The organism is Kitasatospora sp. NEAU-69 (assembly GCF_057158765.1).
Map to the genome: position 1 here is coordinate 1 of NZ_JBWXUE010000062.1, position 21,088 is coordinate 21,088.

24 protein-coding genes and 1 pseudogene are annotated in these 21,088 nt (G+C 69.4%); 14 read left to right on the forward strand and 11 right to left on the reverse strand.

The window, feature by feature from the left end:
• The first annotated feature begins 56 nt into the window (after positions 1 to 56).
• From AC060L_RS36390 to AC060L_RS36420, 7 genes are all read left to right on the forward strand, one after another.
• The gene (locus AC060L_RS36390) at positions 57 to 1,742 is read left to right on the forward strand and encodes an ISAzo13 family transposase (RefSeq protein ID WP_483801924.1); all 1,686 of its coding nucleotides are present in this window, start codon (positions 57 to 59) and stop codon (positions 1,740 to 1,742) included.
• Positions 1,743 to 1,952: 210 nt separating this feature from the next.
• Positions 1,953 to 2,111, forward strand: coding sequence for a hypothetical protein (locus AC060L_RS36395; RefSeq protein ID WP_483803280.1), 159 nt, complete (start codon positions 1,953 to 1,955; stop codon positions 2,109 to 2,111).
• Complete coding sequence (locus AC060L_RS36400) at positions 2,108 to 2,350, forward strand: hypothetical protein (protein WP_483803281.1); 243 nt, start codon at positions 2,108 to 2,110, stop codon at positions 2,348 to 2,350. Before AC060L_RS36395 ends, AC060L_RS36400 begins: the two co-directional genes overlap by 4 nt.
• A gap of 308 nt (positions 2,351 to 2,658) precedes the next feature.
• Positions 2,659 to 2,931 carry a putative ATP-grasp-modified RiPP gene (tgmA, locus tag AC060L_RS36405; RefSeq protein WP_483803282.1) on the forward strand — a complete coding sequence of 91 codons (273 nt, stop codon included), beginning with the start codon at positions 2,659 to 2,661 and terminating at the stop codon, positions 2,929 to 2,931.
• Positions 2,931 to 3,893 (forward strand): ATP-grasp ribosomal peptide maturase, encoded by a 963-nt coding sequence (tgmB, locus tag AC060L_RS36410; RefSeq protein ID WP_483803283.1) that lies wholly within the window; start codon positions 2,931 to 2,933, stop codon positions 3,891 to 3,893. The genes tgmA and tgmB overlap by 1 nt, the downstream gene beginning before the upstream one ends.
• Positions 3,890 to 5,032 (forward strand): ATP-grasp peptide maturase system methyltransferase, encoded by a 1,143-nt coding sequence (gene tgmC, locus AC060L_RS36415; protein ID WP_483803284.1) that lies wholly within the window; start codon positions 3,890 to 3,892, stop codon positions 5,030 to 5,032. Before tgmB ends, tgmC begins: the two co-directional genes overlap by 4 nt.
• A gap of 666 nt (positions 5,033 to 5,698) precedes the next feature.
• A complete protein-coding gene (locus AC060L_RS36420; protein ID WP_483803285.1) occupies positions 5,699 to 6,901 on the forward strand; it encodes an alpha/beta hydrolase family protein in 1,203 nt (400 codons plus the stop codon).
• A 64-nt stretch (positions 6,902 to 6,965) separates the two neighbouring features.
• On the opposite strand, the gene AC060L_RS36425 is transcribed toward AC060L_RS36420, so the two are convergent.
• From AC060L_RS36425 to AC060L_RS36435, 3 genes are all read right to left on the reverse strand, one after another.
• Positions 6,966 to 7,550 (reverse strand): GNAT family N-acetyltransferase, encoded by a 585-nt coding sequence (locus tag AC060L_RS36425; protein ID WP_483803286.1) that lies wholly within the window; start codon positions 7,548 to 7,550, stop codon positions 6,966 to 6,968.
• A 272-nt stretch (positions 7,551 to 7,822) separates the two neighbouring features.
• Entirely contained in the window at positions 7,823 to 7,972 is a 150-nt protein-coding gene (locus AC060L_RS36430) for a hypothetical protein (protein WP_483803287.1), read from the reverse strand.
• 39 nt (positions 7,973 to 8,011) lie between these two features.
• A complete protein-coding gene (locus AC060L_RS36435) occupies positions 8,012 to 8,494 on the reverse strand; it encodes a glycine-rich domain-containing protein (protein ID WP_483803288.1) in 483 nt (160 codons plus the stop codon).
• A 489-nt stretch (positions 8,495 to 8,983) separates the two neighbouring features.
• Between AC060L_RS36435 and AC060L_RS36440 the strand changes: the two genes are divergently transcribed.
• Genes AC060L_RS36440 through AC060L_RS36450 form a run of 3 tightly spaced genes read left to right on the forward strand, consistent with a single transcriptional unit; the run spans position 8,984 to position 10,614 of the window.
• On the forward strand, positions 8,984 to 9,295 hold the full coding sequence (locus AC060L_RS36440) for a hypothetical protein (RefSeq protein WP_483803289.1): 312 nt from the start codon (positions 8,984 to 8,986) through the stop codon (positions 9,293 to 9,295).
• On the forward strand, positions 9,264 to 9,764 hold the full coding sequence (locus AC060L_RS36445; protein ID WP_483803290.1) for a DUF6879 family protein: 501 nt from the start codon (positions 9,264 to 9,266) through the stop codon (positions 9,762 to 9,764). Before AC060L_RS36440 ends, AC060L_RS36445 begins: the two co-directional genes overlap by 32 nt.
• Positions 9,765 to 9,768: 4 nt before the next feature.
• Entirely contained in the window at positions 9,769 to 10,614 is an 846-nt protein-coding gene (locus AC060L_RS36450) for a helix-turn-helix domain-containing protein (RefSeq protein ID WP_483803291.1), read from the forward strand.
• Positions 10,615 to 10,630: 16 nt separating this feature from the next.
• On the opposite strand, the gene AC060L_RS36455 is transcribed toward AC060L_RS36450, so the two are convergent.
• Positions 10,631 to 11,221, reverse strand: coding sequence for a TetR/AcrR family transcriptional regulator (locus AC060L_RS36455; protein WP_483803292.1), 591 nt, complete (start codon positions 11,219 to 11,221; stop codon positions 10,631 to 10,633).
• Positions 11,222 to 11,393: 172 nt separating this feature from the next.
• On the opposite strand from AC060L_RS36455, the gene AC060L_RS36460 reads away from it, so the two are divergent.
• Entirely contained in the window at positions 11,394 to 12,125 is a 732-nt protein-coding gene (locus tag AC060L_RS36460; protein ID WP_483803293.1) for an SDR family oxidoreductase, read from the forward strand.
• Between the two features lie 22 nt (positions 12,126 to 12,147).
• Here the strand turns inward: AC060L_RS36460 and AC060L_RS36465 are convergent, their stop codons facing one another.
• From AC060L_RS36465 to AC060L_RS36485, 5 genes and pseudogenes are all read right to left on the reverse strand, one after another.
• Positions 12,148 to 12,690 carry a GNAT family N-acetyltransferase gene (locus AC060L_RS36465; RefSeq protein ID WP_483803294.1) on the reverse strand — a complete coding sequence of 181 codons (543 nt, stop codon included), beginning with the start codon at positions 12,688 to 12,690 and terminating at the stop codon, positions 12,148 to 12,150.
• A 39-nt stretch (positions 12,691 to 12,729) separates the two neighbouring features.
• Complete coding sequence (locus tag AC060L_RS36470) at positions 12,730 to 13,284, reverse strand: TetR/AcrR family transcriptional regulator (RefSeq protein WP_483803295.1); 555 nt, start codon at positions 13,282 to 13,284, stop codon at positions 12,730 to 12,732.
• An 87-nt stretch (positions 13,285 to 13,371) separates the two neighbouring features.
• Positions 13,372 to 14,094 carry a class I SAM-dependent methyltransferase gene (locus AC060L_RS36475; protein ID WP_483803296.1) on the reverse strand — a complete coding sequence of 241 codons (723 nt, stop codon included), beginning with the start codon at positions 14,092 to 14,094 and terminating at the stop codon, positions 13,372 to 13,374.
• Positions 14,095 to 14,228: 134 nt separating this feature from the next.
• Positions 14,229 to 15,616: pseudogene (locus tag AC060L_RS36480) on the reverse strand (amidase).
• 6 nt (positions 15,617 to 15,622) lie between these two features.
• A complete protein-coding gene (locus AC060L_RS36485; protein ID WP_483803297.1) occupies positions 15,623 to 15,811 on the reverse strand; it encodes a hypothetical protein in 189 nt (62 codons plus the stop codon).
• 136 nt (positions 15,812 to 15,947) lie between these two features.
• Here AC060L_RS36485 and AC060L_RS36490 point away from each other — a divergent pair, with 136 nt between their 5' ends.
• Positions 15,948 to 16,904: an MBL fold metallo-hydrolase gene (locus AC060L_RS36490; protein WP_483803298.1), complete on the forward strand. Its 957-nt coding sequence runs from the start codon at positions 15,948 to 15,950 to the stop codon at positions 16,902 to 16,904.
• 26 nt (positions 16,905 to 16,930) lie between these two features.
• Here AC060L_RS36490 and AC060L_RS36495 read toward each other — a convergent pair whose 3' ends face one another.
• Positions 16,931 to 17,410, reverse strand: a complete 480-nt coding sequence (locus AC060L_RS36495; RefSeq protein WP_483803299.1) for a MarR family winged helix-turn-helix transcriptional regulator — start codon at positions 17,408 to 17,410, stop codon at positions 16,931 to 16,933.
• 211 nt (positions 17,411 to 17,621) lie between these two features.
• On the opposite strand from AC060L_RS36495, the gene AC060L_RS36500 reads away from it, so the two are divergent.
• A complete protein-coding gene (locus AC060L_RS36500) occupies positions 17,622 to 18,503 on the forward strand; it encodes an LLM class flavin-dependent oxidoreductase (RefSeq protein WP_483803301.1) in 882 nt (293 codons plus the stop codon).
• A 37-nt stretch (positions 18,504 to 18,540) separates the two neighbouring features.
• Here AC060L_RS36500 and AC060L_RS36505 read toward each other — a convergent pair whose 3' ends face one another.
• On the reverse strand, positions 18,541 to 19,392 hold the full coding sequence (locus AC060L_RS36505) for an IS5 family transposase (RefSeq protein WP_483803300.1): 852 nt from the start codon (positions 19,390 to 19,392) through the stop codon (positions 18,541 to 18,543).
• A 241-nt stretch (positions 19,393 to 19,633) separates the two neighbouring features.
• On the opposite strand from AC060L_RS36505, the gene AC060L_RS36510 reads away from it, so the two are divergent.
• Positions 19,634 to 21,076, forward strand: a complete 1,443-nt coding sequence (locus AC060L_RS36510; protein ID WP_483797048.1) for an NF041680 family putative transposase — start codon at positions 19,634 to 19,636, stop codon at positions 21,074 to 21,076.
• Positions 21,077 to 21,088: the final 12 nt, after the last annotated feature.

The following is a 21,088-nucleotide window of genomic DNA, read 5'->3' on the forward strand; positions in this document are numbered from 1 at the left end:
AAGGGCTTGCAGAGAAGTAACCCGTGGCTTCCGGTGTTCTGGCTCGTTGATGTGCTATGAGAACATCGCGGGAGCAGCAGGCTTTGCTGCAGGCCAAGTTCGAGGCGATCATGCCGCACCTGGACGAGCGGCAGCGGCGGTTGCTGCTGGGTGCGGAGGCCCGGTCGATCGGGCATGGCGGGATCAGGCACGTCGCCCGTGCCGCCGGGGTGCGTGAGGCGACCGTGTCCGCCGGGGTGGACGAGTTGGAGTCCGGCGAGCCGCCGCTGGGCCGGGTGCGGAGGCCGGGCGGCGGCCGCAAGCGCGCCGTCGACCTGGAACCCGCCCTGCGAACCGCACTGTTGGCGCTGGTCGAGCCCGACGAGCGCGGCGATCCGATGTCCCCGCTGCGCTGGACCACCAAGTCCACCCGCCACCTCGCCGACCGGCTCACCCGCCAGGGGTACCGGATCTCGGCGGACACGGTCGGGGACCTGCTGCGCGAGGAGGGCTTCAGCCTCCAGGGCAACGCCAAGACCATCGAGGGTCGCCAACATCCCGACCGGGACGGCCAGTTCCGCTACATCAACGAACAGGCCAAGGCTCACCAGGCGGGTGGCGACCCGGTGGTCAGCGTGGACACGAAGAAGAAAGAGCTCGTCGGCCCCTACAAGAACGGCGGCCGGGAGTGGGAGCGCGCAGGCCACCCGGTCGCGGTCTCCACCCATGACTTCCCCGACAAGGAACTGGGCAAGGCGATCCCGTACGGCATCTACGACTTGGCCGCGAACACCGGCTGGGTGAACGTGGGCACCGACCACGACACCGCCGCGTTCGCGGTCGAATCGATCAGGCGATGGTGGCGCGGCGCCGGGCACACCGCCTACCCCGGTGCCCGGCGCCTGCTGGTCACCGCGGACGCCGGCGGCTCCAACGGCTACCGCACCCGTGCCTGGAAGGCCGAACTCGCTGCCCTCGCCGTGGAGACCGGCCTGATCATCACTGTGTGTCATTTTCCGCCGGGTACATCTAAATGGAACAGGGTCGAACACCGGCTGTTCTCCCACATCACCATGAACTGGCGCGGCAGGCCCCTGAGCAGCCACGAGGTCATCGTGAACAGCATCGCCGCAACGACCACCCGCACCGGTCTGACCGTCCACGCCGAACTCGACACGGCCACCTACCCCACCGGTGTGACGGTCGGCGACCGGCAGATGGACGCCCTGCCCCTGGACCGCCACGACTGGCACGGCGAGTGGAACTACTCCCTGCGGCCCGAGGAATACGCCCAGGTCAGCGATGCCCCCGACCCGTTCGACCAACCCAGCCCCGACCTCGCCTGGCTCTGCCACCCGATCCTGACCGGCCTACCCGCACCCGAGTGGGACGCCCTGATCACCACGCTCACGTCCCTCCACGACACCCAGCGCGAGGGCCAACTCGACAAGCGGCGCGGCCACCGGCCCCGCGTCAAGGGCGACGGCACCACCGGCCGGCGACCGGTTCTCACCCTGGCCGACCGCCTCCTGGCCGTTCTGCTCCACCAGCGGCTCGGTCTCCCGCAGGTCGCCGTGGCCCGGCTCTTCTGTGTCACACCCGAGACCGTCAACCGCCGCATCCGCGACGTCCGCAACCTCCTCCAGGCCGCAGGCCACACCATCGAGCCTGCCGGAGCCCAACTGTCCGACCTGGACGCCCTCTACAAGCTCGCCACGACCCAAGGCATCACTCTTCCGGCAGAGATCAAGACTGCGAGTTGATGATCTGCAAGCCCTAATCATCAGCTCGATGACCCGGACGTCCCCACCCCCAACGCCTACACCCTCCGCACCTTCCCCGAGTGCGAGTGTCCGGGCGACTGCGGCGGCCGCCCGGAGGCGACCCAGCGCCTCGGACTCGCCTACCCCCGCATCGTCCCGGGCGACGCCCGTCCGCCCGCCGAGACCTACGAGCCCCTCATCAAGGGCGAGTTGGTCTACGACGCCCTCAACGAGCGGTTCGGTGTCCTGATGGACCGGATCGGCAAGCAGATCTACCTCCGCCCGCCGAACGGCGGCGCCGAGTGGGAGGCCAACCCCCTCTGGCTGGAGAAGCCCCCGCCCGGCGGAAGCGGGAGGACGACCCCGTGACCGGCATCCGCAAGCAAGTGTCCGTCGCGACAACCGTGCTGACCGAGGCCATCGAGGACTCCGGCATCGACCTCCCCGACCCCGTCGAAGGCTGGCGCCTCTCCCCCGCCGGCGAACTGCTCATCCAGTTCCGCCCGCTCAGCCTCCCCGAGCTCGCCCGCCTCGCCGACGCCCTCCGCCAGGAACCCGACGAACCCGACCAGCCCGACGAACCCGACGGCGCCCCCGCCCCACCATGAGCGCCCACCACCTGCGCACAGCCCGCGCGGCCGCCTACGCCGTCTCCATCGCGGCCGCGCTCGCCCTGTGCACCCTCGGCACCGCCCTGCTCCTCACCCCCTTCAGGAGCTGAGCCGACGGATCCCCTTCAGCGGGCAGGGGGTCTGCCTGCTCTGGGGCTGGAACTTGCGGCTCCGGAGCGGGGCACGACCACCCCGACCAGTTCAGCCCTGGACAGGGCGATTCAGCCGAGATGAGACAAGCAACTCAGCTGCACAGCCATGGTGTTGAACTTTCGACACTCCCAGGAAACGGAGGTACAGCACAGATGACACAGACGCCCGCACCGTGGGGCACGCAGCGCATGGGGCCGTACGCGGCCGCCACCACGGTCCCGCAGCACGCGCCCGTGATCGACCCCGAGACGCAGATCGCCGTCATTGTGGACGAGCACGGCCGGACGGTCGAGCTGGGCAGCCACGGCACCAGCACAAGCGGCCTGACGCCCACCACGACCAGCCCTGGTGACGGGTCCGGTCCGGGCGGAGCGACCGACGCGGACAGCACCGAGTCGTACGACCAGGACCAGAGTTCCGGCTGATGCGCGACAGCAGGTCGGTACTGGTACTGACCAACCCCTGTGACGTGACCGCGGACGTGGTGTTACGGCTTCTTGCCGAGCGCCGAGTTCCCGTGGTCCGTCTTGACCCCGGCACCGACCTGCACGCGGGTGCCTCGCTGACCGCCACGTACCGCACGGGCGAGCAGCGGGGCACCCTGCGCACGGTGAGCCGGGAGATCGACACCACGCGGATTCGGTCCGTCTGGGTGCGCAGGCCCTCGCCCTACGAAGGTCCGCCGGAGTTGAGCGGCCAAGACCGCCGGTTCGCCGCCGAACAGGCCCTGTGGGGTGCCGGAGGCATCCTCGCTTCACTGCCTGGCGCGCACTACGTCAACCACCCGTGGAACAACCGCGCTGCCGAGTTCAAGCCCGCGCAGCTCTTGACGGCGCAGCACTGCGGGTTCCTGGTGCCCAGCACGGTGATCACCGACGACCCGCACGAGGCTCGGACGTTCGCCGCCCAGCAGCCCGGCGGGGTGGTCTACAAGCCCGTGTGGAACACGCCCTACCGCGTGGACAACCAGCCGCACAGCGTGTGGGTCCGGGAGGTGCACGCGGCCGAGATCACCGACGCTGTCGCTGTCTGCCCCCACATGTTCCAAGCCACGGTGCAGAAGGCCTTCGACGTACGGGTGACCGCCGTGGGCGACCGAATGTTCGCGGTCCGGATCGACAGCCCCGATCTCGACTGGCGTTACCGTCAAGACCTGATGACGTGCACACCCTTCGAGGTACCTGCATCGGTCGCACGTTCGGTCACCGCCTATCTCACCCAACTCCGTTTGACCTATGGCGCGTTCGACTTCGCTGTGACCATCGCAGGTGACTGGTACTTCCTTGAGTGCAACCCGAACGGCCAATGGGCCTGGCAGCCGACGCAGATCACCGCCGCTATCGCCCAAGCTCTTACCGACCGACTGGAGAAAGGCCCCGACACGTGAGCACACCGGCTCAGCTGCGCAGCGCCCTGGCGGACAGGCTCGCCGAGGACGGCACCCTCACCGAACCCGAGTGGCGCAGCGCGGCCACTACGGTTCCCCGCGAGCTGTTCACGGGGGCCTACTTCCTGCCGGTGGCGGGCAGCATCCCCACCAGCTACCGGCCTGTCCGAGCGGGCGATCCCGGGTGGCTGGAGGGCGTCTACTCCGACGAGACGCTGATCACCCAACTGGACGGCCGGATCAGGCCTGACGACGTGACCGAGGACGCCGTGACCGGCTCCCCGTCGTCGTCGTCCACCCTGCCGTCCCTGGTGCTGCGGATGTGGCAGCAGCTCGGGGCGGAGGCGGGTCACCGGGTGTTGGAGATCGGCACCGGAACCGGGTACTCGACCGCCCTCGGCGCGCACTGCCTCGGGGACGCCAACCTGACCAGCATCGAGTACGACCCGGTGGTCGGCGGGGCTGCTGCCACGGCACTCAAGGCGGCCGGGTTCGCGCCCCGGCTGACCATCGGGGACGGGCTGCGCGGCGACCCACAGGGCGGGCAGTATGACCGGCTCATCGCTACCTGTTCGGTCCGGTACGTCCCGCTGCCGTGGCTGCACCAGGTGAAGCCCGGCGGGAAGATCCTGGCCACCCTCTCCGGGTGGAGCTACGCCAACGCCCTGGCCCTGCTCGACGTGACCGGCCCCGGAGAGGCCACGGGTCGGTTCCTCCCCGGCTACACCAGTTTCATGATCGCTCGGCCGCACGACCGGCCGCCCCGCCCAACGCTGGCCCTGCTGCCCGGGGAGGAGCGTCCGAGCCGGATTGACCCCGCGAAGCTCGACGACTGGACCGGCGGTTGGATGGCGCAACTCGCGGCCCCCTCGGCCGAACGTATGGGGGCGGGGGCGGAGCAGATCCTCTGGGACGTGTCCACCGGTTCGCAGGCCCGGACGGCTCCCAACCCTGACGGCGGGTGGACCGTTGTCCAGCGCGGCCCCGTCCGCCTGTGGGATCGGGTGGAACGGGCCGTGGAGCGATGGCAGGCCGCCAACGAGCCCCACCAGGAGAGTTTCGGGATCACGGTCTCGGCCGCCGGTCAGCGAGTGTGGCTCGGCACCGAGGACGGCCCCGGGTGGGACCTGCCGATCTGACGCACGCAGCCCGGCGGTCAACATCACGCACCGCTCTGGCGGGTGGTCGTACAGCAAGACGCCCCGCTCGGCCAAGCGCCGGGCGGGGCACTGTCGTTGGTGCTGACCTGCGGCTATGCTGCACAGCACGCCATGGGCCGGACGTGCGCAGCTTTCCTCTCCGGACCGGCAACCCGTCGGTGGTGCACCGGAGTTCGCCCTCTGGCACGCGGACGGCTACCGCACCGCAGCCGGCGCCGTCGCCAGGCTGCGCGGCCGCCTATGCCGTCTCCATCGCGGCCGCGCTCGCCCTGTTCACCCTCGGCACTGCCCTGCTCCTCACCCCCTTCAGGAGCTGAACCGACCATCGCCCGACCCACACGGCCGCGATGCCGGCCCCCGCCTCACAAGGAGCATGCCCCTGCCCCTCCCTGGCACCGCGGTTGCGGCCGAACGCGCGGCGCAATCGGTTTGGTGCACCGACGGGGACAAGCCGGCGCTTGCCGTGTGCCGACGTGATGAGCCCGGCGTCCTTGGCGAGGTGACGCTCACCCTGGCCGATGCCCGCGCCGCACGACATACTCCCGGCGGGTGACTCCGGTACCTCGCCGGGGTTACGAACGACACCAGAACGCTTACGCCCCCGGGCCGATTCGATACGGAGCTGCGGAATCTAGCGTCGATCCCATGAAAAGCAATCGCCGTATCAGCGCCGTCGCGGCGCTGGCGCTCGCCGCCCTCGTCACCGGAACCGGCGCCGGGTTCGCCGCCACGACCACACCGTCGGCCACACCGGTGGCCACGCACGCGTTCGACACCGCACCGCCCACGGCCACCGCGCCCACGCGGTCCTTCCAAGGCACGCTCCCCGCGCCGACCGGCCCCTACGCCGCCGGCGAGGACGTCATCCACCTCACCGACGCGAGCCGTCCCGACCCGTGGATGCCGTCATCCGGCCCCCGCCAACTGGCCGTCACGATGGTCTATCCGGCCGTTCCCGGGACCGGGACTCCGGCCCCTTACATGACCCTTGGCGAGGCAGTCGGAATCATCGAGCGCCGGAACTTGCCGGCGAGCTCCGGCGTCACCCCACAGAGCCTTTCCAGCGTCACCACTCACGCCTTCGACGGCGCGCGGCCGCAGCGCGGCAAGTATCCGCTGGTGGTCCTCTCACCCGCGCACGAGGACCCGCGCATGGTGCTCACCTCGCTCGCGACCGACCTGGCCAGTCACGGCTACGTCGTCGCGCTCGTCGGCGACACCTACGAGGACAGCGGCGAGACGCTGGCGGACGGCCAGACGCCGCCGTGCGCGATCTGCGACGACCCGACGACGATCGGCTCCATCCCCGCCAGCCGCGCGCTGGACGTGTCCTTCGTGATCGACCAGTTGACGCACGGCAATACCGCGTGGCGCCTGGCACACCTCATCGACAAGCACGAGATCGGCATGGCCGGACACTCCATCGGCGGAGCGGCGGCCGCCGCCACGATGATCGCCGACCCGCGCGTACGGGCCGGAGTGAACATGGACGGCAGCTTCAACCCGGTCCCGATGCCCGGCCAGATCGACCGGCCGTTCCTCATGCTGGGCACGGCCGACAACCACCCGGTCGGCGGCGGCGACACCTCGTGGGCGCAGACCTGGGCCGCCCTCGGCGGCTACAAGAAGTGGCTGACGGTCACCGGCGCCGACCACTTCAGCTTCTCCGACCTGGACCTGCTCCTGGAGGAGGCCGGGTTCCCGACACCGCCCCTCTCCCCGGAACGCGGGGTGGCGATCACCCGCGAGTACGTGACAGCGTTCTTCGACCAGACGCTGAAGGGCAGCCACAGTCCGCTGCTGGACGGCCCCTCGCCGAACAATCCGGAAGTACTCTTCCAGTACTAGGGCCTGTTTGGAGTCGTGATCACGTGGCGGGGCCGTCGCGCCTTCCGATGGCGAGGCCAAGGTCCTACTGCGGGGAGGGCGATGCCCCGCCCAGTGCCAAGGCGTAGACGTGTTCCCCGATCGGGCGGAACCCGTGCCGCTCCCAAGCCCTCTGAAGCTTGGCCACGGCCTCTTCGTCCGGCCGCCGCACCTCGGGATCGTCGGAGGTGTAGGAGCAGGGTTCGTCCGGCCCGTGGTCGTGAAGCGGTGCCGGGTAGCAGACGGCAACCGTCCCGGGGACGGCCAAGCGACGGAGCGCGGCCACCGCCAGGCGCATCCCCACTCCCTTGCCGCGCCACTCGTCCTTGACGTGGACCGACTCCAGCAAGAGCAGAAGCGTCGGCTTCATCTTGGCCACGGTGGGCGTCAGGCTGCCGTCCTCGGCGAAGACGACGCGGGGGATGCGTTCGAGATAGCCCGGGTCCACGTCCAGGGCCACCCGAGGGTTCGGGGTGACGCCGGGAACAACCCGGGTGATGACGGCGGTCCCGAACACCTTGGCGGGCCCGTTCTCGTAGAAGGACGCCGTCCAGCGGTCCGCCTTGAACGTCCAGTCCACGTCGGCGAAGTGGCCCGACTCGTACGAGATGACCAGTCGGTCATCAGTCATTGACGCTCTCCCTTGCAATTGCGGGCAGGCCCCTCACGGCGCGCGATGTGAGGGACCTGCCGTTCTGTCAGCCCTGAGGGGCAGGGCTCGGGAACGGTGGCGGTGGCACCTGATCGGGATGGGACTTCCCGGGGTGGACCCGCACGCCTACCACCGCTACTTCTGCGGCGGGTTGGGGTTCTCCGGCGCGGGGTTCCCCTGGTGCTTCGGCGGGGGCTTCTCGGCGCCCTTGTGCTTGGACTCGATGATGTCGGCGGGCATGGGTGGACCTCCTACTCAAGCGGCTTCGTGATGAACCCCCGGCCCACCGACACCGGAGTCACGTCCTCCAGGCCCAGGGCGAGGGGCGGTTCGTTCTCCTCGCCCTGCTGCCGGAACGCGGCGACAAGTCCCGCGTACTCGGGGTTGATCCACTCATCCACGGCGTCTCCCTTGGCTGGTGGCAGCAGGGTACGCGCCCGTCAGACCGTGACGGGCGGCCGCGGAGTCGGCATGGGCCGGATGATGCAATCCTTCGAGTGCTGGCAGTTCGCGGCCACCGTGAACGTTCGGTCTTCGGGACCGGCCCACAGCTCCGCGTCCACCTCGAAACCGGACTGCCGGATCAGGTACCGCGTACGGTCCAAAATCGGCGGATCCCAGTTGGTGGCATTGAAGCCGGGGGTGTGGTGCACGAACCCGCCGAGGCGCTCGCACAGCTCTTCATACGTGGCGGTGTGCAGGATGAGGGCGTGCCAGCCCTCGTCCACCACCCTGCTCGGGGCGACGTCCTGGTCGCGGTGCTCCGCTGCCACCACCACGAACTTGATGCCCTCGCAGGCGATGCGGACCGCAACCGCGTTCTCCATGCCCGGGTTGGCGGCCACGATGGTGGCCACCACGCCGTCGAACTGAGCAGCGCTCAGCAGGGCGCGCGGGTCTCGCGCACCGGCGAGCGGCGGCATCGGGCCGGGGCCCGGGGGCCTGTTGGGGCCAGGGGTTGTCATACTGATGACTCCTCACACTGTGGCGAGCCGGCCACCGGTCGGTGGCCGGGCCGTTCGGTGTTGCGGACCCGCTCCGATCGGTGTGCTGTCCAAGGAACGCCGATCGGGGCGGGAATCTGTGGGGTTCAGCTGACCTGGACTGTGCCGAGCCGGCACGTCAGGATCGCCAAGTGCGCGATCTACTCGGTGAGTTCCAGAGCGCCCATGGGCCACCTGCACACGCTCTGACCGCCGAACGTGAAAGCGTCATGGCACACCTCCTCGGCCAACTCGCGCTCATCCTCGGTGGCTCTCCTTCACCAGCGAGGTGTGGGTGCGCAACAAGACCGTAGGTGCGTCCGCCAGCGGCACTCAACGAAGTTGCTCAGAGTTGCTGGAAGTCTCCCGAAAGAGGCTTCAGTGCCGTCGGGTGCTTGACCATGGGCTAGACGCTGGGCGAAGGTCAGAGTGGCAAACGGCCAGATCATGGGCGGGAGCAACATGCGGCAACACAGCAGCGACAGCGACGACTTAACCGCTACGTTCTTCTGCACGGACCCCAACTCCCAGGGCGGCGTCGAGTGCGAGACGTTCTACGAGACGGACCATGACTCTTGGATCGTGCAACTCAAGAAGCGCGGACCGAAGGTTCGGGATCAGCTCGTCGCACTGGCTGATGACGAGACGTTCGGGGAGATGTCCGGGCGAACCATGGATGTGTTCGTGCGGAAGTACGTCAAGGAGCGCTATGGAATTGATCTCGGCATCACGTCGACTTGAGCTTCTGTTTGGTCAACCCGCGCAAGAAGTCCGGAAGCTGGAGCTGCGGGACCTCTACGAGGTAGACCGCCGACTGTTCGAAGCGTGGCGCTCAGGCGACCGTGAGATCGTCGAAGAGACGATGCGTGGACATCGTGCGTTCCTGACCGGGAAGGCCTCTCTCGGCTTCCCCTACCGGCGTGTGCGAGTCATCTCCGAACCGCTCTCGGAGTATCAGCGAATGGCAGTCGAGTTGGCTGACCCCGAGGAGCATCTTCGATGGCTTCCCCGCCCACTCGTGTCGGCCTTGCCGTTGCCGGGGAACGACTGTCTGATCCGGGATGACCTGGTGATCTTCAACCTCATCGGGGGAGACAACCAGCAGACCGACATCCAGTTCTCGGCCGATCCCGACGTGGTCGGTTTCTGCAATGACACGTTCGAGCGGGCATGGGCACTCGGCATCCCCAACGGTAAGTACAAGCCCTGACGATATGTCGGACCAAGAACCATCCGAGTCCGCGAAGCGCGCATTCGGGACCCAGCTCAAGGAACTACGCCGGGACACCAACCTCTCGGGCGTCGAGCTCGCGCGGCTCTGCGGGTGGCACAAGACCAAGGTGTCGAAGATCGAGCACGGGGCACAGATCCCGACCGAGGAGGACATCCGGGCGTGGGCAACGGCCTGCGGCGTCGAAGGGCAGATCCCCGAACTCATCGCGGTGAGCCGTGAGATCGAGCAGATGTGGACGGACTACAAGCGGTGGCACCGACCGGGCATGAAGCGCCTCCAGTTCCAAGCCATGGACCTCTACGCGAAGTCCAAGCTGCTCCGCGTGTATGAGTCACTGTTCATTCCCGGCTTCCTGCAGACACTCGAGTACGCCAAGGCACAGTTCACCATCCATGCCACACTGCACGGCCTACCGTTGGACGACGTTGAGGAAGCCGCGCAGAACCGCATGGTCCGCAAGCGGTTCCTCGGCACTGGAGCGCCCATATTCTCCTTCCTCTTGGAAGCGTCCGCACTGATGAACAACACAGGCGGAACAGATGTGATGAACGGCCAACTCGACCACCTGATAGAGGTGATGACACTCCCGTACGTCTCCATCGGGATCATCCCCCAAGGGCGGGAGCGGCTGCTCTACCCAGGCGAAGGCTTCTACCTGTTTGACGAAAGCTTGCTCAAGCAAGAGTTCTGGTCAGGGGCGTTCCAGACGTCCAGACCCGAGAACATCGCGTACTTCGTCCGAGTCTTCGCTGCTCTGCGGGACCAAGCCGTATTCGGAGCCGCCGCCCGCAACGAGATTGAGGCAGCCCGTAGCCGTCTTCAATGATCGTGACGTTCTGTCGTCAGTCTCCGGGCAGCTGAGGCGGCGCGGACTTCAGTCCGTCCAGGATGAGGTCCAGGAGGCGTTCGGCCTGCTCTCGTTGCTCGGGCTTGGCCGAGGTGAGGGCGATGCCGGCGAGGGCGGCGAACATGTCGGTCGGACGGATGTCGGGGCGGATCGTTCCGGCCGCGGCACCGGCCTCCATCAGGGAGTCGAGGGCGCCCTGAATCAGCTCGCGACTGTCGGCGTAGGGGTTGCTGCCCGAGGCGACGACCGCTCGCAGGGCGTCGGCCATGCCGTATTTGGCGGTGGCGTAGTCGATGAAGCGGCGGGTCCACACCCGCAGGGCCTCGGCGGGCGGCATCGTCGCCAGGAGGTCGGGGGCGGCCTCGCAGAGCCGGGCCACTTCGTTGCGGTACGCCGCCTCGATCAGGGCCTCCCGGGTCGGGAAGTTGCGGTAGAGCGTGCCCGTTCCCACGCCCGCCTCCCTGGCGATGCGCTCGAAGTGCGCGTCGAGCCCCTCCTCGCTGAACACGCGTACTGCGGCGGCCAGGATCTTGTGCCGGTTCCGCTGTGCGTCGGCCCTCAGCGGGCGTCCTGCCTCTCGGGTCATCGGCGGCCCGCTCCCTTCTCCGTTGCTAAGTGGAGGCTCCGCCACTTAGTCTGGGAGAAGTGGCGGAGCCTCCACTTAGCACTCTAGGGCATGGTCCGGCCTGCCCGGATCCCCTCTGCTCCGCACTCAGCGCTCAGCACTCCCCACTCAGCACTCTGGAAGGACGGCCAACATGCCGGGAATCGAAGGCAAGGTCGTGGCGATCACGGGCGCCAGCAGCGGCATCGGCGAAGCGACCGCGCTTCTGCTGGCCGAGCGCGGCGCGAAGGTCGTGCTCGGAGCACGCCGCCCGGAGCGTCTCGCCGCTCTGGCCGCCCGCATCGAACAGGCCGGCGGCGAGGCCGCCTGGATCCGCACGGACGTGACGCGGCGCGAGGACCTCGCCGGTCTCGTGCAGCTGGCATGCGACCGGTACGGCAAGCTCGACGTCCTCGTCAGCAACGCCGGGATCGGCCTGATCTCCCCGCTCGACGACCTGCGCGTCGAGGACTGGGAGCAGATGATCGACGTCAACCTCAAGGGGGTCCTGTACGGGATCGCCGCAGCGCTCCCCCGCTTCCGGGAGCAGGGATCCGGGCACTTCGTCAACACCGTGTCCACCGCCGGACTGCGCATCGTCCCGCTCCAGTCGGTGTACGCCGCCACCAAGAACGCCGTGCGCACCGTCTCCGAGGGCCTGCGCCAGGAGGCCGGCGACAGCCTGCGCGTGACCGTCGTCTCCCCCGGCGCCGTCCGCACGGACTTCGCGGAGCAGATGGATCCGGCGGCGAAGGCCCAGATCGACAAGCTGATGGAGATCGCCCTCCCGCCGGCCGCAGTGGCCCGCGCCATCGCCTTCGCCATCGAGCAGCCGGACGGCGTCGACGTCGGCGACATCGTCGTCCGCCCCACCGCCCAGGGATAGCTCCGCGCAGAGGCCGAGCAGATCAGAGGGCGTGCCTGCGTTCCAGCTGCGTGAGCGTGACGCCAGGTGCGATCCGGAGCTCGCCGACAGGGACGAATCCGCGCCGGCGGTAGAGCGCGACTGCGGGCAGGTTGGCGGTCCCGGTGGAGACGACGGTCAGTTCCGCGGGCTCGATCGCGTCCAGGGCGTCGAGAAGTGCCGTTGCGACGCCTCGGCGGTGCGCGACGGGATGGACCACCAGGCGGCAGATGTCCAGAGCGCCGTTCGGCAGGCGGGTCCAGCCGACTGCTCCGACCAGCCCCGGCTCGTCGGACTCGTCGGACTCGTCGCGAACCCCGAGGAAGGACTCGTCACATGCGCGCAACTGCTCCAGGGACTCGTGCAGTTGCGGGATGCCGTCGAAGCCGATGAGCCGGGCTTCGACCGCATAGGAGGCCCGCTGGAGCTCCCACAGCCGGCCCAGGGTCTCGGGATCGGCCAGCTCGAGGCGGACGGGCTCGGCAAAGGGCCGATGGGACCGAGGGGGCCGAGGGGCTTCGGCGGCGGCGGCGTGGTGGCCGGTCATGCGGCGATCCTCTCAGAACGGCTCTCCCCGGACTCGGCCCTACCGAGCCACTGCGGTTGCCACGAGCCGGTGGGCATAGGAGGCGTCGATCCCAGCCGGGCGGAAGAGGATGCGGTACATCATGGGGGCGACGACCTGATCCATGACCGTTTCGGTGTCCGGCACGCTCTCGCCGCGTTCGGTCGCGCGGGTGAGGATGAGGTCGACCTGCTCGGCGGCGTAGGCGGAGCACCGGCCGGCATTGCTGCCGTCCGGGTCGCCGAGCAGGGCGTCGCGGATGTAGGCACGGCCTGCGGAGGAGGCCATCTCCTCGTAGAACTGCTCGGCCCACGCGGTCAGGTCGGACGTCAGGTCGCCGATGTCCTTCGGCGCCGTGTCGGGGCGCAGGCGTTCGACCGCCACGTCCGACAGCAGTTCCTGCAGGTCGCCCCAGCGGCGGTAGATCGTCGACGGCGTGACGCCCGCGCGCTGGGCGACCATCGGTACGGTCAGGGCGTCCCGGCCCACTTCCGCTGCGAGTTCGCGGACGGCGGCGTGCACCGATGCCTGGACCCGGGCACTGCGCCCGCCGGGGCGCGACATCTGGCGACTCATGCCACCAGCTTAAAGCAAAGCTGTTGCGTCTAGGGGTCCGTCCGGGCGGCGGTTGATCGGTCGGGCGCGGTTGGCACCGGTTCGTAGTCAGGCGCGGCGAGCGCGGATGACGAGGAACGGGGGCAGCCCGGCCCGCTGTGGTTGCCGAGCCGCCACCTGGACGGTTGGGGCCGGCTCGGTGACGGCTTCCAGGAGGAAGCCGTGCCGCAGCAACGCGGTCAGGTAGGTGGACAGCGTCCGGTGCTGGTTGCCTGCCCGGCGGACGGCCTGGGGGTTGTCCGAGCGCCAGAAGCCTTCGACGAGGTAGTGTCCGACCACCCGACGGACGGCACCGTCGGTGACCTGCGTCCAAGTCGCGTCGGGCGCTTCGAAACAGGGGTGAGGGACGCTGAAGGCGAGCGAGCCCCCGGCCCTCAGCACCCGCCGTACAGCAGCGAGCGCGGCATCGAGGTCGGGCACGTGGTTCAGGGACAGCCCAGCAGTCACCCAGTGAACCGAATCGTCGGCGACTGTGCCGAGCACGCAGCCGTCGTCGACGGTGTAGACCACCGTGCCGGGCCCGGCTGTCCCGGCACTCCGCGCGTGTTCGATCAAGCGCAGCGACGGATCGATACCCACGACAGAAGCCCCACGGGCGGCCGCCGCGCGGGTGATGAGCCCCTCGCCACACCCGAGATCGAGGACATGACGGCCACTCAGCTCGTCAGGGAGGTGGTCGAGCAGAACGTCACGATTGAAGTCGTTGAGAGCGGAGCCAGCCCGCAGGAGTTCCGCGTACCAGTCGGCGATGGTGTCCCAGGTGTCAGTCATCAAAGCCAGAACGCTACCCGGCCTCTCCCGGACGCCTCTACCGGTTTTCCTTCCGGCGGATCACTCCGACGGCGGACCGCTCCGCCCGAGCCCACGCTCCCGCCCCCACTCCCGCGCCCGCCCCCACCCCCCACTCAGGCCACCGGCGCGATACCCCGAGCCGGTTGGGTCTGCTCGTAGGCGTGACCGACCCGCAGCAGCGTGCTCTCCCCGAGGGCGCGGCCGAGGAGTTGCATGCCGATCGGCAGGCCCGCCGCATCGAGGCCGACCGGGACGGTCAGGGACGGCACGCCGGTGATGTTGGCCGGGGCTGAGAGGCGTACGTAGGCGTCGGACGCGCCCTCGACCGTGCCGTCGGGCCAGGTGATCGTCTCCTCGCCGGCTGCCACCGCGGTGATCGGGACCGTGGGGGCGGCGATGACGTCGACCTCGTCCAGCAGCCGGGCCCAGTCCTGCCGCATCAGGGTGCGGGCGCGTTGCGCGTTCAAGTAGTCACCGGTGGGCATGAGTTGACCCGCCTCAAGGAGGATGCGGACGTCCGCCTGGTACAGCTCGGGGACCGCGCGAAGGGTCCGCTCGTGGTAGGCGGTGGCCTCCGGCACCATCAGGCCCCACTGCGTGGCCTGGACGTAGCGCGTCATCGGAATCTCCACCTCGACGAGCCGGGCACCGAGGGCCTGGAGCTGGTCGATGGCGTGCCGCACGGCGGCCTCCACCTCCGGATCGACGTGGTCGAAGTAGTAGTTGCGCGGCACACCCACCCGCAGCCCGGCCAGGTCCACATCCGCAGCCACATCGGCAGCCGGGGCGCGACCACCGAGGCGGGATCGCGGGGGTCGTGGCCGCTGAGGACGGCCAGGACCAGGGCCGCGTCCGCCACCGTCCGGGTGATCGGGCCGACGTGGTCCAGCGACCAGGACAGCGACGTGACGCCCGTGCGGGGGACGAGGCCGTAGGTCGGCTTGAGGCCGACGACCCCGTTCAGCGCGGCGGGCACCCGGATGGAGCCGCCGGTGTCGGTGCCCAGGCTGAAGGTCGCGGCGCCCGCGGCGACGGCGACGGCGGACCCGCCGCTGGAGCCGCCCGCGATCCGGTCGCGGTTCCAGGCGTTGCTGGTCTGCGGGGTGGTCAGCCCATAGGCGAATTCATGAGTGTGGGTCTTGCCCAACAGGACCGCACCGGCTGCCGACAGGCGCGCGGCGACGGTGCTGTCGGCCTCCGCGCGGTGGTCCGCGCGCACCCTGGAGCTGGCCGACGTCGCCACACCGGCGACGTCGATCAAGTCCTTCAGCCCCATGGGGATGCCGTGCAGCGGCCCCCGGATCCGGCCGGCCACGGCCTCGCCTGCCGCCTCGCGGGCCTCCCGGCGGGCCCGCTCGGCCGTGACGGTGACGTAGGCCTGAAGGTTCGGCTCCACCGCCTCGATGCGATCAAGGACGGAGTCCACCAGCTCGACGGGCGACAACTGCCGCGCCCGGATCGCGTCAGCGGCTGCGGTCAGAGACAGTTCGAACGGCTGCATGCGCTTCTACTCTCCTGCGTGGTAGGCGAAGGCGGGCGGGGTGTCCCCGAAGTCGAGTTCCCGCAGGACGGCGACGACGGACAGGATGTGGTTCGCGGTGGCCGCGACCGCGTCGTGGCGGTCGGCCGGCAGTGGGAGCCCGGCGCGGGCGGCCCAGCGGGCCGCCTCCGGCGGGGTGAGTTCATCGACGGACACGGATCTGTCTCCTGGTCAGCTGGGGCGCCAGAAGCCCGCACCCCAGCAAAAGCTAAGTGTTTGCGTTAGGCGACCATAGGGCCTACGCTGACCTAAAGCAAACAAATTGCGTTTAGCACCACAGGAGGAAGAGACCATGAAGACCACGCCGGCCACCGCCGCGCCATCCACCACCGCACCCTCCTGGACCATCGGCGACATCACCGTCCACCGGATCGACGAGGTCCCACTGCCGCCCGCCACCGGCCCCTGGCTGCTGCCCGACGCCACCGCAGGCGTGGTCTTCCAACACGACTGGCTGCACCCCGACTTCGCCGACCACGAGGGCACCCTGCACCTCGACAGCCACAGCTTCGCGTTCGTCGTGGGCGGCCTGCGCGTCCTCGTCGACACCGGCATCGGCAACGGCAAGGAGCGGGCCAACCCGGCCTGGCACAACCTGCGGACGGACTTCCTCGAACGCCTCGCCGCCACCGGCTGGTCCCCGGACTCCGTCGACCTGGTGATCCTCACCCACCTGCACGCCGATCACGTGGGCTGGAACACCCGGGCGGCGAACGGCGAGATGAACGGTGAGACGAACGGCGAGGCGAACGGCGAGTGGGTCCCCACCTTCCCCAACGCCCGCTACCTCACCTCCCGCGTCGAGCGGGAGTTCTGGGCCGGCTACGAGATGGACGAGCCGCGCAAGCAGATGTTCCGCGACTCCGTGATACCGGTGGAGGAGGCCGGGCTGCTCGACCTCGTCGACGTTCCGGACGCGGGCATCGAGATCGCCCCGGGCCTACGCCTCATCCCCACCCCCGGCCACACCCCCGGGCACATCGGCGTCGAGCTGACCAGCGGGGGCGAGACGGCACTCATCACCGGCGACTGCATCCACCACCCGGTCCAGCTCGCCCAGCCCGAAATCGGCGCCTGCGTCGACATCGACCCGGCGCAGTCGCAGGCCACCCGCCGTACGCTGCTCGACTCCCTGGCAGACACGGACACGCTCCTGCTGGGTACGCACTTCGCGCCGCCCACCGCCGGCCGCGTGGTCACCCACGGGGACGCCTACCGCCTGTCGCCCGTCCCCGCCGAGTCGCACTGACCTCACCCCGCGGATCCCACCGGCCGTCAGTCGACGGCCTTCGGGCCGGTGACCAGGGTCTGCAGGGCGCGGACCAGCTGCTCCGCGTCCGAGGGGTCCAGCGGGGCGAGGAACTGACGCTCCATCTCCTCGCGCGCCCGCTCGGCCCCGCGCAGGGTGCCCTCACCCGCCGGGGTCAGCTGCACGGTGTTCTTGCGCCGGTCCTGGGGGCTACGGCGGCGCTCGACGAGCCCCTTGCCCTCCAGCGCATCGATGAGCGCCACCATCGTCGTGCGGTCGACGCCGAGCCGGCCCGCCGCCTCCAGCTGGGAGAGCGGGTACTCCACCGCGAGCACGACCAGGACCGCCAGCTCGCGGCCGTCGATGCCGAACGGCGCCAGCGCCGGCGCGGACGCCTCGGCCAGCCGCAGCTGCGCGTGCTTGAGCAGATAGCCGAGCCGGGAGGCAAGGGCCCCGGGGGCCGCGTCGTCGGAGGCTGCGCTGTCGGGGGCTGCATCGTCCGTCATGCCCACACCGTATCGCGAAACTGATAGTCAGCAGAGCTGACGATCATCTACAGTGACAGTATCGCCGCGATCACCGGCGACACGTCGAGCCGAAGGGTGCGTGCGCACCATGACAAGCGACCTGACAACCGACCTGGCAACCGACCTGGCAACCGACCCGGCACCCGACCGGATCCGGCCCCGCGTGACGTTCGGCATCAAGACCACCCCGATGCACACCTCCTACCAGGAGATCCTCCGCGTGTGGCAGGAGGCCGACGCCCTGCCGGAGATCGCGGACGCGTGGCTGTGGGACCACCTGATGCCGATCGCGGGCCCCAAGGACGGGCAGGTCCTCGAAGGGTGGACGCTGCTGAGCGCCCTCGCCGCACAGACCCGACGGCTGCGGCTGGGACTGCTCGTGACCAGCAACCGGATCCGTCAGCCCGCCGTCCTGGGCAAGATCGCCACGACGGTGGACGTGATCTCCGGTGGCCGCCTGGTGATGGGCCTCGGCGTGGGCGGCACCCAGCAGCCGCCCAACACCGGTGGCATCACCGGCGAGAACCCCGCCGTCGCGGAGTACGACGCCTACGGCCTGACGCTCGTCCCGCCCGCCGAGGGCATCGCCCGGCTGGCCGAGACCGTCACCATCCTCAAGCGCATGTGGACGGAGGAGGTCTTCGACTTCGACGGCCGCTACTACACGCTCAAGGGCAATCGCAACGAACCCAAGCCCGTCCAGCAGCCGGGCCCGCCGCTGCTGATCGGCGGCTGGGGCACCAGGACCCTCCGCCTGGTCGCCGAGCACGCGGACATCTGGAACATCCCCGGCCCGCCGCACAACACCCTCGACTACATCACCGAGCGCAGCCGCGTGCTGGACGCACACTGCGCGGCCATCGGCCGGGATCCGCAGACGATCACCCGCTCCGTGCAGTACATCGTCTCGTACGACGACCCGGCCGGTGACCGCAAGGCGATCCGGGAGCTCATCGACGCAGGCCTGACGCACATCGTGCTAAGCCTGCGCAGCCCTTACCCCTCACAGGTCGCACACCGGCTCGTCGAAGAGATCATCACTCCCCTGCGCGCGGAGCTCGACGGGCACTGAGGCCTGCGAGAGTTCATAAGACCGACCGGCAAATGGATCACTTGAGGCGTCGGGTGGTGGGGCGGCCGTCCCAGCGGTAGCGGCTCGTTGCTCGGCGGATCAGCATGCGGAGTGTGACGAGGGTGGCGGCGAGGTAGAGGTAGAAGTCCACGACGCTGCCGCTCCTGTCTGTGCAGCGCCGGAGTTTGCCGAAGTCGTTCATCCACGAGTGCGTGCGTTCGATCACCCAGCGTTTGCCGGCCTGGATCGGGGCGGGTGTGCCTTTGCGTGCGATCTCGGCGGTGAATCCCAACTCGGCTGTCAGCGCACGGGATTTGGCGCTGTCGTAGCCGCGGTCGAGGTTGACGTTGACCGCCTCCGGCAGTGGGCCGACCTGTGCCTTCACTGCTTCCAGGGTGGGGCCGAGCAGGGGTGAGTCGTGCCGGTTGGCTCCGTCGGAGACGATCCCGAGCGGGACACCGCACGCGTCGGAGGCGACCGAGCGTTTCAGTCCCTGCTTGCCCCGGTCGACCGGTGACCGACCGGCTTTGTCGCCGCCCGAGGGGGCCTTGGTGATGCAGCCGTCCACCGAGATCTCACCCAACCCGAGGCCGATCATCCGGTCGTACGCCTCCAGCGCCAGGGCGTGTACCTTCTCGGATATCCCCAGCTCGGCCCACTCGTTGACACGGCGTCTGATCGTGCGGTCGGAGCATCCGGGCGTGGAGATGCGCTCGTAGCCGGAGCCGTGGACCAGCGCGAGCACGATGTGCTCGAAGACGGTCCGGTCGGCGATCCGGCGCCGATGACAGCCCAGCGGATGGTCCGCGACGAAGACTTCCCGAGCAGGCAGGAGGGCGGCGAACTGGTCCCAGAGGGGGTCGAGCAGGCAAAATGGCAGCGCGGGCACGGCGGTCCTTCGTGATCACTGAGCGTAGACAACTCCATGATCACCTGGACCCGTGCCCGCACTGCACTCGCCCGGCCACCTCACCGCACACCGCTGCCTATTGCCGGTCGGTCTAAGCTTGAAATTAAACCCCGCCAAGATCATTTCTTGGCGGGGTTCGTCGTTCGCCTGACAGCTGGGCGGCCTTTGCGTGATCGTGTCTTCTCGCTGAAGTCGACAACGGATCTACCCAAAGGCCGTGATGGACAGTCTGCAAGACGACGCCGCGCGCGTCGAGGCCCTGACCGCGTTGTCGCGGTTCCGCCGCGAGTTCTACTCCTGCCTGACCTTGCGGGCTGATGCCTTGTTCGAGCTGGCGGACGCGGTGCTGTGCGCCGGTGGCCCGGTGGTGTCGCTGCCGGAGCTCTCCTTGGAGGCAGTGCACCGGCGCGGGCATGGAGCGATGTACGACGCCCTCGCCCGTGGCCGCCTGGACGTGGCCCGGCTGCGCATCGCCCTGGCCGGCCTCGCGCTTCCGCGTGGCGCGGACGGGCAGCTCTCGATCGCGCTCGACGTGACACCGTGGCCGCGGCCGGACGCGGAGTGCTCCCCGGACAGGCTGCACTGCTACCGGCCGTGCCGGTGCGACGGGGTCCGCCGGACGATCCCGGGCTGGCCCTATCAGGTCGCCGTCGCGCTGGGCGCAGGACGCTCCTCGTGGACCGGCCCCCTGGACGCGGTCCGTCTCACCCCTGACGACGACCCTACCGAGGTCACGGCCGCCCAGATCCGCGACCTGCTCCTACGTCTGCGGCAGACCGGGCAGTGGCGCGAGGACGACCCCGAGGTGTTGATCGTCCTGGACTCCGGCTACGACATCGTGCGGTTGACGTGGCTGCTGCGCGACGCACCGGTCCGGCTGCTCGGGCGCATCCGCGCCAACCGGGTCATGTACCAGCCGCCCGGCCGCCGCAAGGGTGACCGGCCCGGCCGCCGGCCCCGTCACGGTGAGGGGTTCCGGCTCGACGACCCGGCCACCCACGCCACCCCCGTCCAGGAATCGGCCAGCCGCCACGACCGGTACGGCGCCGTGACCGCCCGCGCTTGGGGACGCCTGCACCCCAAACTGGAACGCCGCCAGGGCGGCTGGCACGATCACATAGGCGAACTGCCCAACGTCGAGGGCACGTTGGTCCACCTCCAGGTCGAGCACCTGCCCGGCAACCGCGACCCCAAGCCGCTATGGCTGTGGCACTCCGACCCGGACGCCACAGCCCACGACGTCGACCGACTGTGGAGGATCTTCCTCAGAAGATTCGACATCGAACACACCTTCAGATTCTGGAAGCAGTCCCTCGGGATGACCCGTCCCCGCCTGCGCAACCCCGACCAGGCCGACCGCTGGGTCTGGCTCATCCTGGCCGCATACACCCAGCTCCGCCTCGCCCGACCCCTCACCGACGACCTGCGCCGCCCCTGGGAGAAACCCCTCAATCAAGATCAACTCACCCCCGGCCGGGTCCGCCGCGGCTATCCCCGACTCCGCAAGATCCTGGGCACACCCGCGAAACCGCCGAAAGCCACCCGCCCCGGCCCCGGCCGCCCTCGCGGCCGCACCAGCAGCCCCGCACCCCGCCACCCCGTCGGCAAAACTCAACACATAAGGGACAGCCCCTCGGCTACACAGCCAAGGGGCGACCTTTAATTTCAAGCTAAG

Coding starts and splice junctions, on each gene's coding strand:
- AC060L_RS36470 (WP_483803295.1), bottom strand. CDS start 13,284: ATGAGTCGCCAGATGTCGCGCCCCGGCGGGCGCAGTGCCCGGGTCCAG.
- AC060L_RS36460 (WP_483803293.1), top strand. CDS start 11,394: ATGCCGGGAATCGAAGGCAAGGTCGTGGCGATCACGGGCGCCAGCAGC.
- AC060L_RS36445 (WP_483803290.1), top strand. CDS start 9,264: ATGGAATTGATCTCGGCATCACGTCGACTTGAGCTTCTGTTTGGTCAA.
- AC060L_RS36390 (WP_483801924.1), top strand. CDS start 57: ATGAGAACATCGCGGGAGCAGCAGGCTTTGCTGCAGGCCAAGTTCGAG.
- AC060L_RS36455 (WP_483803292.1), bottom strand. CDS start 11,221: ATGACCCGAGAGGCAGGACGCCCGCTGAGGGCCGACGCACAGCGGAAC.
- AC060L_RS36450 (WP_483803291.1), top strand. CDS start 9,769: ATGTCGGACCAAGAACCATCCGAGTCCGCGAAGCGCGCATTCGGGACC.
- AC060L_RS36495 (WP_483803299.1), bottom strand. CDS start 17,410: ATGACGGACGATGCAGCCCCCGACAGCGCAGCCTCCGACGACGCGGCC.
- AC060L_RS36475 (WP_483803296.1), bottom strand. CDS start 14,094: ATGACTGACACCTGGGACACCATCGCCGACTGGTACGCGGAACTCCTG.
- AC060L_RS36510 (WP_483797048.1), top strand. CDS start 19,634: ATGGACAGTCTGCAAGACGACGCCGCGCGCGTCGAGGCCCTGACCGCG.
- AC060L_RS36425 (WP_483803286.1), bottom strand. CDS start 7,550: ATGACTGATGACCGACTGGTCATCTCGTACGAGTCGGGCCACTTCGCC.
- AC060L_RS36490 (WP_483803298.1), top strand. CDS start 15,948: ATGAAGACCACGCCGGCCACCGCCGCGCCATCCACCACCGCACCCTCC.
- AC060L_RS36465 (WP_483803294.1), bottom strand. CDS start 12,690: ATGACCGGCCACCACGCCGCCGCCGCCGAAGCCCCTCGGCCCCCTCGG.
- AC060L_RS36420 (WP_483803285.1), top strand. CDS start 5,699: ATGAAAAGCAATCGCCGTATCAGCGCCGTCGCGGCGCTGGCGCTCGCC.
- tgmA (WP_483803282.1), top strand. CDS start 2,659: ATGACACAGACGCCCGCACCGTGGGGCACGCAGCGCATGGGGCCGTAC.
- AC060L_RS36435 (WP_483803288.1), bottom strand. CDS start 8,494: ATGCCGCCGCTCGCCGGTGCGCGAGACCCGCGCGCCCTGCTGAGCGCT.
- tgmB (WP_483803283.1), top strand. CDS start 2,931: ATGCGCGACAGCAGGTCGGTACTGGTACTGACCAACCCCTGTGACGTG.
- AC060L_RS36500 (WP_483803301.1), top strand. CDS start 17,622: ATGCACACCTCCTACCAGGAGATCCTCCGCGTGTGGCAGGAGGCCGAC.